At 56.6% G+C, this 10,604-nt stretch carries 7 protein-coding genes and 1 pseudogene; 5 read left to right on the forward strand and 3 right to left on the reverse strand.

What is annotated here, in order from left to right; all coding sequences use genetic code 11:
- Positions 1–73 precede the first annotated feature (73 nt).
- Together J3U88_RS32840 and J3U88_RS32845 are read right to left on the reverse strand one after the other, a co-directional pair.
- On the reverse strand, positions 74–730 hold the full coding sequence (locus J3U88_RS32840) for a sigma-70 family RNA polymerase sigma factor (protein WP_207863429.1): 657 nt from the start codon (positions 728–730) through the stop codon (positions 74–76).
- A gap of 407 nt (positions 731–1,137) precedes the next feature.
- Positions 1,138–2,829: an amidohydrolase gene (locus tag J3U88_RS32845; RefSeq protein ID WP_207863431.1), complete on the reverse strand. Its 1,692-nt coding sequence runs from the start codon at positions 2,827–2,829 to the stop codon at positions 1,138–1,140.
- A gap of 240 nt (positions 2,830–3,069) precedes the next feature.
- On the opposite strand from J3U88_RS32845, the gene J3U88_RS32850 reads away from it, so the two are divergent.
- Positions 3,070–3,465, forward strand: coding sequence for a hypothetical protein (locus tag J3U88_RS32850; protein ID WP_207863433.1), 396 nt, complete (start codon positions 3,070–3,072; stop codon positions 3,463–3,465).
- Between the two features lie 15 nt (positions 3,466–3,480).
- A pseudogene (locus tag J3U88_RS32855) lies at positions 3,481–3,825 on the forward strand (peroxiredoxin family protein); the annotation flags it as partial.
- Here J3U88_RS32855 and J3U88_RS32860 read toward each other — a convergent pair.
- Complete coding sequence (locus tag J3U88_RS32860; protein WP_207863435.1) at positions 3,822–5,321, reverse strand: helix-turn-helix transcriptional regulator; 1,500 nt, start codon at positions 5,319–5,321, stop codon at positions 3,822–3,824. The pseudogene J3U88_RS32855 and the gene J3U88_RS32860 overlap by 4 nt on opposite strands.
- 898 nt (positions 5,322–6,219) lie before the next feature.
- Between J3U88_RS32860 and J3U88_RS32865 the strand changes: the two genes are divergently transcribed.
- From J3U88_RS32865 to J3U88_RS32875, 3 genes are all read left to right on the forward strand, one after another.
- Complete coding sequence (locus J3U88_RS32865; RefSeq protein WP_207863437.1) at positions 6,220–7,863, forward strand: malate synthase; 1,644 nt, start codon at positions 6,220–6,222, stop codon at positions 7,861–7,863.
- Between the two features lie 142 nt (positions 7,864–8,005).
- On the forward strand, positions 8,006–9,298 hold the full coding sequence (aceA, locus tag J3U88_RS32870) for an isocitrate lyase (protein WP_243436282.1): 1,293 nt from the start codon (positions 8,006–8,008) through the stop codon (positions 9,296–9,298).
- Between the two features lie 912 nt (positions 9,299–10,210).
- The coding region (locus J3U88_RS32875) for a hypothetical protein (protein WP_207863439.1) at positions 10,211–10,604 on the forward strand (394 nt) is incomplete at its 3' end.

The following is a 10,604-nucleotide window of genomic DNA, read 5'->3' on the forward strand; positions in this document are numbered from 1 at the left end:
CGTGACGTGTTTGGCAACGGATCGTGAATTGGGTTCTCGCTTGGCGTCGTCCTGACTAACCATAAAGTATCGCTTACAGCCATTCAGATACATTTTTTTCGTGGATACCACGTTTTTTCAACAATTCCTTGAACTTGAGCAGGCAACGTTTGCGCGTCGGACCAATCGAGCCGTGTGGAATACCCGCCTGCTCCGAGATCTTGTGGTAATCGCTTGAATCGTGCTCGTAAAACAACAGGTACAGTAATTTACGGCAACGGGTGTTCAGCAAACCGAGGCTCTGGCGCACGATCGACTGCTGCAGTTTGATTTCAAGGCACTTGGGCGTGATTTCGTCGGGATCGGCAACGTCGTATTCTTGCGGAACCTCGTAATCATTTTGGTTGCGTCTTTTATTTGCGGCGCGCCAAGTGATGCGCTGTGCCACCGTGGCGATCCAACGGCTGAGGTCGTCAACTTCCAGCAACTTTTCCAATTGCTTGTAAATCGCCACAAAAGTTTCTTGGAATACCTCGTCGCAATCCTCGGGGTTCAGTCGGGCCCCGTTGGGGAAATGGTACACCAGCCGCTTGTAACGGTGAATCAGGGCGTCCCAGGCAGGCTGGTCACCGTCCAGGCATCGCTTGATCAGCTCCCGGTCTGTTTCCTTCCAAAGCTTTTTGCTCAGAACTGCCTCCATCAAGCCCCGGGGAACGGCCAACCCAAAACCGTCGGGCCATGGCTTTCCCACGACCTTCCCCCAAACCGCCATTTAGAACCCGGGCAACCACGCGCGGCGACGCAACTGTGACACACCGACGCGAAGCGACCCCGTTACGCAACCAACCGACATCACATCCAAGGCGGGTTCAATCCGCGTTTCGGTCTTTTTGATATAAAACGAAAGCAACCGCTTCCACCCCAAGTGAGACGAATATAGCGTGTTTAACGCGAATCGCAAACCCCCTTTAACAACAGCAGCAGGGGTATTCCCACCTCGAAAAAAAGGCTGAATCAACCAGGTAACCCGCGTGTTCCAACCGTTTTGCCGCACGACTTCCACGCGGTTTACCGCATCAAATCAGCGTCGTAGCATCAATCACATTCACCCAGGCCCGCCCCGAACAAAAAACGGGGCGGGCGATTGTGAACAACAGGTTAAGGGGCCCGGTAACGGGTCATCCCGGCGACAATGGTTTTCAAGACGCGGGTCGCACCGATTTTTTCGCCGGGTACCTTGGTCAGATCTTGATCCAGCACCACCATGTCGGCGAATTTCCCCACTTCCAAGCTGCCTTTGTCCTGATCCTCAAAGGCCGCAAACGCCGCGTTCAGCGTGTAGGACTGAATCGCCTGCTCACGCCTGAGCACCTGCTCGGGGAAAAAGGTTTCGCCGGCGCGGGTCAAACGGGTCACCGTACTTTGCAAGCTCGCTAGGGGCGAAACATCCTCTACCGGCGCATCCGTACCATTACTTACCACCGCACCGGACTGCCACAGGGAACGCCATACGTAAGCACCTTCGCGGGCGCGCTGCTCACCCAAACGTTTGACCACGAACGGCGCATCCGAGGTGCAGTGAACACCCTGCATGCTGGCGATGATTTTGAGCTCGGCGAAACGGGGGATGTCTTGGGGATTCAGATGCTGCGCGTGTTCGATCCGCCAACGCAAATCGCGGCCCTTGAGTTTGCGCGCGAACAGATCCAAGACCTCGCGGTTGCCGCGGTCGCCGATCGCGTGAACACACAATTGGAGTTTGTGTTCCAGGGCGACATCGGCAATTTCGGCCAGCACATCCAGGTCGGTCACATTGTGGCCGCTGGTCGTGGGATCATCGCTGTAGGGTTTGAGCAGCCAGGCGCCGCGACTACCGAGGGCGCCGTCTGAATAAGCTTTGATCCCACCGAGGGTAAGGAACCCGCCACCGGCTTGGCGCAAGTCTTTGTAGGCCGGCAGGCGCTTACGCAAATCAGCCGGGGAACCCAAAGCCATCAACCACAAACGCAGGCCCAGCTTGCTTTCATCCGCAAAACTGCGCAACTGGTCAAGCGTTTCCCAATCCACACCGGCATCCTGAAAGGAGGTAATGCCTTTGGACAAACACTCCATCATCGCCAAACGCAGGGCGCGGCGCAAACGCTTGGCGCGCGCCTCCGGCGTCAAGGCATCGAGGTGTTTTTGGTAGGCCGCCACAATCAAACCGGCCGCGGTTTCATTAAACACGCCCGTCACCTTACCGGCACCGTCATGCAAAATTTCCCCGCCCTCGGGGTCCGCGGTTTTGTCGGTTACCCCGGCGAGTTCCATCGCTTTGGCGTTGGCAATCCCCGCGTGGCCGCTGGCGTGATCCAGCCAAACCGGATGATTGGGTGCCGCCTTGCTCAACAGATCGTGGGTCGGGAAACCCCGTTCGGTTTGTGCCGGTTGTTTGTCCCATTTTTCCTGGTGCCAGCCGCGACCGATGATCCACTGCCCCGCCGGTGCCTCGGCCGCGGCCTTGGCGACCATCGCAACAATTTCGTCCCAGTTCCGCGCCTCGTTAAGCTTTAAATTAAGCTGGGATTCGCCCAAACCACGCAGGTGGGCATGGCCCTCTACAAAACCCGGCATCACAAACTGCCCACCCAGATCGACAACCCGCGTTTTTTCGCCTTTGGCCGCCATCACCTCGGCAGCCTTACCCACCGCGGTAATACGCCCGTCGCGCACGGCCACCGCCTCGGCCCACGGCTGTTTGGGGTTGACCGTGTAGAAACGGCCGTTGGTAAAAATCGTTTGTGGGGCTTGCGCACCAAGCGGAATCAAAAACGTCATCAACAAAAAGAAGGACCAACAAACTCGGTTCATGCCGAATGCTCCAATCATTAATAAGGTCGTCGCGTTTTCAGCAAACCCCACCGGATGTGTTTTTTCGCGCCGGTACCGTCAACGGCGCATCGAGAAAGGGCGAGGTTTGGTCGAGCATGGACTTGGGCAACGCGCACACCGGGATTCTGCAATCATCCCGATAACCCTTTTGTGATCACTTTACTTCCCAACCATTCGCGGGTAAAGTCTTTAGCAAGAAAACACGCGGAGCAACATGACGTGAAGACCATCCTTGGTTTCATCCTGGTTTTTTTATCCATGATCGGGTACTTCCTGCTCGTTTCACGTCTGGGCGTGTTTCAGCGCTACCCGATCATCCACGTCCTGATCAGCCTGGCCGGTATCGGTTTGATGTTTGCCGATTTTAAAGGCCGCTTCCGTTGGCCCAAGGCTGTCGCCAACCTGATCGCGGTCGGTGTCTCCGGGCTGTTTTACGCCTGGATCTTCGTCTGGTCCTCCTACGGCGCCCCGCCAATCCAAGTCGCCGTCGACCAAACCATCCCGCCGCAAACCATGGCGATCCCTTTGCAAGGCTCGGGCGTTGAGGTCCAGCTCGACGATGTGTTCGGCACCAATCGCCACGCGCTGATCATTTTCTACCGCGGCCATTGGTGAACCTACTGCAAACGGGAGCTGGTCCAGCTTCAAACCGCACAAAATGATTTCGAGGAACTGGGGATTTCGCCCGCGGCGATTTCGGTCGACGACCCGACCCAATCACAAAAAACCCAGCGCCGCCTCAACCTGACCTATCCCCTGCTCACCGATCCCGGGGCAACCATGGCCACCGCGCTCGGCTTGCGTCACGAAGGCGGCAACCCCATGGACGGCAGCGATATCGCACGCCCGGCGCGCATCCTTATCGACCGCACCGGCCGCATTCTCTGGTCCGATATCTCCGAAAACTACCGTGTTCGACCTTTGCCGGAACAAATCCTGAAGGAAGTAGCGCCGCTGGTTAACCGGACACCCTAACGGGTCGTGGCCGCGGTGGATACACCGGCCCGCAATTGCTTCAGCGCGCTGAGTTGCTCGGCGCGCCGTTTCTTCTCAAGGTACAAGGTCGGCTCGGTGACCCGTTCCTGACAGTGCTCCGCCGTCAGCGGACAGCGCTCGCAGGTTTGACCCAACTCGCGATGGGGCACCTTGGGATCAGGCAAAAAGCGCACGGTTTTACGGAGCGCCGCATCCACCTGAAAACCGAGTGTCAGGCTGGAATAATGGTTGGGATCCAACATGCCGCGGAACGCGACCGAAATACAGAAAAACTCGCTGTCGTGTTCGATAAACCGCGATCGCTGCACCCCGATCACCATGTCTTTTTCGGGTTCGGCCTCCAGTTCGTCAATCACATACAGCGACAACCAGCGGCGGCAAAACTGCTCTTTAAGTCCGATCCCGTGGGGAATGTGAACATTGGACATGTTCAATTGTTTGACCAACTTAGCGCGACTCTCGCCCGCGCCCCGTTCAAACTTCAAAAAGTGAACCCTTTTGGAACGGAAGTAATGGGGCACCAACTGGCTGAGCCGGTAGAAAAAGGTTTCCGGCGTAACCTTGTACCCCGCCATCAGGTTGCGGAACGCCTCGGCGTCCCAAAAACTGAGCTTGAAGAAACTCTTCAAATCGCGGAACAAGCGTTCGCGCGGCAGCAAGATGGCGCTGGCGAAGTAGGAGGCTTTGAAGTTGTTAAACACCTCTTCGAAGGTGCCGACCTCAAGGGGCGGCGAACTGTAGGCCCGTTCCTCGGCTTTCAGCAAGCGGTACCCAATCTCTCGCCCAATCGCAAAGGCTTGGCGTGGCTGAGAAAGGGCATGGTGTAGCAGGAGCTGGTTGTCCTCGGTGAGCACCGAACGCATGTGGCTGAGGGTCGGGTGGTCGGCCAAACAGTCCAGATTGATGGTGACCCCAAATTCTTCTTTCAAAACGGGCAGCAACTCATCAAAACCGACAATGCGATCGGCTTCCCAACCGCGGGTCTTGCGAAAACGATCCGCCGTTTTTTCGATATCGGCAAAGAAGTTGTGGTTGATGATTTGGAAGGAGCGCAGCGCCGTGTGGAAGAAGTGTTCAACCCGCATGTCGTAGTTGTGGCCCATGTCCTCGAGGACCTTGGCCAAAATGCCCATTTCACGGGGAACGCGCGCCATCAATTGGATGAGGTCTTGGGCCGAAATGCCAAACAGTTTAAAAGGGAACTTCTGAATCAGGGGCGAATTGAGCACCGGGGTGAGGTTACCGAGATCTTCCTCGAGGCGGAGGGAAACCAAATCGTCGTAACCCACCGAAAGCGCATCGGCCAGCGACATGATCTTCTCGGCCTTGGGGTATTTTTTGCCTTTTTCGATCTCATTTAAATAGGAAGCCGACATGCCGGTCTTTTTGGCGAGATCTTGCAATGAAAAATGGGCCTGTTGACGCAGGCGACGCACTTTCATGCCGAGAATGAGTCGAATTAAATCGTTATCCATGTGTTTTCGGCCCCCTGGGACTAGGTACGGTTGAGCGGTTTGCGAAAAGATTTAACCTAAAGTGTGCGATTCGGGTGGATGCAATCGTGCAAGATGCTGGAGCGAAAGGTGTTGAAAAAAGTGCAGGCGTACTGGGAAAGTACGTTGAGCATTTTTGCTGCACGTTGCAGCCCAGCAGGTTGCGCGAGTGTGCCGCCAAGAATCGCTAACTTTAGGTTTAAGCCAGGCGCTCGAAAAAAAGACCTCGAGGGCTGATGGAGTAGGCCGCGAGGCGCGGCGAAACACGGTGCCGCATGACAAAAAAGCATCATCCAAACCGGTCGCCGCATCGGGAGAGCCGGTTGTCCGCTCGGCTGTATTCTAACCGAACAAAGGGATAAGGTGCAGGGTTCTTGCGAAAAAGGGTGCGGCATGATGTGGGCCCGGAACGGGTGTGACAGCTTACGCCACACCGCGTCACGGCCGCCCCAAAACAACTTAACCAGCTTATTAAAAGTCACTTATACATCACACTCAATCCTGTAGCAGCGAGGTGAAACAGGGTTTTCACCGCCGACAAGGCACGAAAAAAGTTTTTTTGCACCGCAGCTAATAGCGAATATCGATCAAAAACGAATATTCGCTAAGCGAATTTCTCGAACATTTCACCACCCAAATGCAGCCGGCGACGGCATAAACAGAAATTCGCCGAGCCTTCATCACCGCATCATTAACACCTTAACCACTATATTAATTAAGCTTATCTCCTCATCGCTTCAGGGCTCCTCGTGTATCGCCAGCGATTTTTATTTTTCTAGCGAATATTCGCTTGACACGCAACATTCGCAAAATTAAGATACAACTCAACCGCTCGCCACATCGCGGCAAGCACGAGTTACCATCCCCAGAGGAGGCCTTTTTGACCACCAACGTCATTGATGCGACCCAGACCGATCCGGCTTTTCAACAGCTCTCCGAGGGTGTCCTTATTCACAGCGCCGCGCTCACCGAAGACGCCAAGGCCCTGCTCACCCCCGAGGCCGTCGCGCTCCTCGCCACCTTGTCTCGCGAGTTTGAACCTTCCCGCCAAACCTTGCTGGCAACCCGTTTGGACCGCCAGGCGCGTTTTGACGCCGGCGAGGTTCCCCAATATCTGGATCGCCAAAGTGAAGCCGTCCGAGGCGATTGGCGCGTCGCGCCCCTTCCTAAAGATTTACAAAAACGCCGCGTGGAAATCACCGGCCCGGTGAACTCCACCAAAATGGTTATCAACATGTTGTCCCGCAACAGCGACGGCTTCCGCGCCGACTGCGCCATGCTCGACTTTGAGGACAGCATGAAGCCCAGCTGGACCAACGTCGTCGACGGGGTTCACAACTTCCTCGGCGCCGCCAAGGGCGATTTGCGCCACGTTGATCCGGCCCGCGCCGACCGGCCCGAGAAGGTCTACCAACTCGACGCCGACGACATGGCCCTGGTCATGGTTCGCGTTCGCGGCTTGCACCTCGACGAAAGCAACCTGTTGATCGACGGCAAGCCGGTTTCCGGCGGCCTGCTCGACCTGGTGTTGTGCTGGTTCCACGGCGCCAAAGAATTAATCAAACGGGGCAAGACGCCTAAGTTCTACGTTCCTAAGGTGGAACATTACTTAGAAGCACGCTGGTGGAACGACATCTTTACCAAACTTGAAGCCGCCCTCGACCTGCCGCTGAGCACCCTGCGCGCCACCTTCCTCATCGAAACCCTGCCCGCCGCCTTCCAAATCGAAGAAATTCTTTACGAATTGCGCGACCACGCCGCCGGTTTGAACGTCGGCCGCTGGGACAAGATTTTTTCCGATATCAAAACGCTTAAGTTCCACAAGGACCGCGTCATGGCCGACCGCGCCTCCATCGGCATGAACCGCCCTTGGATGAACAACTACGCCAAACGGTTGATCCAAATTTGCCACCAACGCGGCGCCTCGGCCCTGGGCGGCATGGCCGCGTTCACACCCGGTCGCGACGCCGAACTGCGTCAAAAACAAACCGAAAAAGTTGCCGCGGACAAACAGTGGGAATTTGACGCGGGTCATGACGGCTGCTGGGTATCGCACCCCTACTTCATCGGTACCGCCATGAGCGCCTTCACCGTGGACAACCAACTCGACGTCATGCCCGAGGGCGACAAGTACCCCGATCTGCTGCCCCAAAGCGGCGGCCCCCGCACGCTGGAAGGCCTGCGCACCAACGCCCGCGTCGGGATTGCCTACCTCGAAGGTTGGCAACGCGACATCGGCTGTATCGCCTGGGACAACCTCATGGAAGATCTAGCAACCCTGGAGATTTCACGTGCCCAAACCTGGCAATGGCTCCACCACGGCGTCAGCCTCGATTGCGGCACCCCGGTGACCACCGAACTCATCGGCAAAATTTTTGACGAAGAACTCGCCCGCATCTACGACGAGCTGGGCGCCGCGGCGAACCGCGACAGTTGGCAACAGGCATATGCCACCGCCGTCGAACTGTTCACCGCGAAAGACTTCCAACCTTTCTTAAGTATGGCCAGTGATTTAGCCGGCTAACTTCACCTCTAACGCGTCGGGACGGACCACCACTTTGGTCCGTCCCGACGCTCCCGGATAACGCCGCACCTTCACCCCCGTGGAGATGCTACAACCTTTACCTTTGGCGGTAACGCCTTTCTTAATTTTTTGGGAGATCATCATGACTCAGTTTCAGCAACAAGCAGAAGAACTTCGTAAACAGTGGGCCGAAGAAGAACGCTGGCAGGGCATTTCCCGCCCCTACAGTGCTGAAGATGTTTTGAAACTGCGCGGTTCGATCCGCATTCAATACACCTTGGCAGAGCGTGGCGCCAAAAAACTCTGGAACCTCATCAACGAAGAGCCCTTCGTAAACGCCCTGGGCGCCCTCACCGGCAACCAAGCGATGCAACAGGTTAAAGCCGGTTTGAAAGCCATCTATCTGAGTGGCTGGCAGGTTGCCGCCGACGCCAACCTCTCCGGTCAAATGTACCCCGACCAAAGTTTGTACCCCGCCAACAGCGTGCCCCACGTAGTCAAACGCATCAACCAAACGCTGCAACGCGCCGACCAAATTCATTTCGGCGAAGGCGACACCGACATCGATTGGTTCGCCCCCATCGTTGCCGACGCCGAGGCCGGTTTCGGTGGCAACCTCAACGCCTTCGAACTTATGAAAGGCATGATCGAAGCAGGCGCCGCCGGTGTTCACTTTGAAGACCAACTCTCCTCTGAAAAGAAATGCGGTCACCTCGGCGGCAAAGTTTTGATCCCCACCGCCCACTTCGTCCGCACGTTGACCGCCGCGCGCCTCGCCGCCGACGTCATGGGTGTTCCCACCCTGTTGGTTGCCCGTACCGACGCCTTCAGCGCCTACTTGATGACCTCCGACATCGACCCCACCGACCACGAATTCATGACCGGTGAGCGCACCGTCGAAGGCTTCCACCGCATCAAAGGCGGCTTGGATCAAGCCATCGCCCGCGGCCTGGCTTACGCCCCTTACGCCGACCTTATCTGGTGCGAAACCTCCACGCCTTGCCTGGAAGACGCCCGCAAGTTCGCCGAGGCGATCCAAGCCAAGTACCCCGGCAAAAAATTGGCCTACAACTGCTCGCCTTCTTTCAACTGGGAAGCCAACCTCGACAAACCCACCATCGCCAAGTTCCAACGGGAATTAGGCGCCATGGGTTACAAGTTCCAGTTCGTTACCCTCGCCGGTTTCCACAGCCTCAACCACAGCATGTTCGAACTGGCGCGCCAGTATAAAGATCGCGGCATGGCCGCTTACTCCGAACTGCAGCAGGCTGAATTCGCGAACGAGGTCAACGGTTACACCGCGACCAAACACCAACGCGAAGTCGGTACCGGCTACTTCGATTCCGTCGCCCAAGCGATTTCCGGTGGTCAAAGCTCCACCACCGCCTTGGCCGGCAGCACCGAAGCCGAGCAATTCGAAACCACCCACGCTTAACCAACCAGACTGGGCGGATGGGGATCGGCAGGATGACAGACCGGCCCCCGTCCACACCTCTTCTGAAGCGCTACCCCCGTGGACCAAACTGCTTATTCTATTTGGCAGCCTATAACCGAGCACAACGTCTGCCTTTCATTTGATCGTACCTTCCTGGCTGATCCGGGGTGACCCCCTCATAGCTCACCCCGGTCAGCTCCTTTTTTCCGATGACAAGTTGATCGTACCTTCCCATAGGGCGCGGAAGGAACCTCTCCCCCGGCGGTTCCTTTCGCGCCCTTTCCCTTTTTTGGGATCGCTTGGAGATTGGCTTGTGTGCTTTGCCGGGCTTGGCTTTACCTTCTTTATTTCTCACGATTTTTGGATGTTTAGGATGCGGCCGGGGCGGGTCTCCCTCGGTTACCGCTTCCCGACGCGGATAGAGCCGTCGCTTTGATTCAAGAAAGCGACCCTGGTCGGATGCCGCTTTGGTGTCGTATTCGTTGTTGCAACGAAGCTTCGGATTTTGTGGATGCCGTCAACACCTGTTTTTTCAAAATAATCACACCTTTAATCACCGGATTATCCTTCAGCGTGCGCGTTGGTTTTCAATCGCACGTTTAGGGCGGCGCATTCGCTTGATTGGTAACTTTGGTATACTGTGCTTTTTTAAGCATTGTCACATAGGTCATCACAAGCGTTCGTTTGCAGACTGTCACCTAAGAACCGCGATAAGAGTGAGGGATTTTGGCTAAAGATTTGGAGCGAAATGGTTTGGAAAAAGCGGACCGGGGTCACGCCCGACCGCACCCATTGGGTGTGGTGAGCATTTTCACAGACCGTTGCAGCCCAGAGGTTTAGCTAAAATCACCGCGTCAGCGCTTCTTAGGTGTCAGCCCAGGCGGCGTTCCATTATTTAATGAAGGTGTCTTTATGTTGCGGTCCTTGTTTGTTTGGCTTGCTCTCTGTTTTTCTGTTTTTGCGCAATCCCCGCCGACCATCGAACGCCAACCCCTGCCCGCCTTTACCCAAGACGAAGCCCTCATCCTCGCCGGTACCGTCACCCCCGCCGACAGCAGCTTAACCCTTGGCACCGATACCATCACCCTCAACCCCGACGGCGCCTTCTCACACCCGCTCACCCTTCGCGCCGGCGTCAACGGGTTCTTTCTCACCGCGCGCCATCCCGAGCACGGCGTGACCCAGCAAAGCTTTGATGTGGTTCGCGATCGGTCCCCGCCCCGTTTGACCCTGACCGATCCCGTCGGCGACGCCTACGTCAACCGTGCCGCCGTCACCGTCAGTGGCCGGGTCGCCGACGATTTCG

It is taken from the genome of Acanthopleuribacter pedis (assembly GCF_017377855.1).
Lineage (GTDB): Bacteria > Acidobacteriota > Holophagae > Acanthopleuribacterales > Acanthopleuribacteraceae > Acanthopleuribacter > Acanthopleuribacter pedis.

Bases quoted from the DNA above. Each gene is read 5' to 3' on its own strand.
- J3U88_RS32845 (WP_207863431.1), bottom strand. From the start codon at position 2,829: ATGAACCGAGTTTGTTGGTCCTTCTTTTTGTTGATGACGTTTTTGATT.
- J3U88_RS32860 (WP_207863435.1), bottom strand. From the start codon at position 5,321: ATGGATAACGATTTAATTCGACTCATTCTCGGCATGAAAGTGCGTCGC.
- aceA (WP_243436282.1), top strand. From the start codon at position 8,006: ATGACTCAGTTTCAGCAACAAGCAGAAGAACTTCGTAAACAGTGGGCC.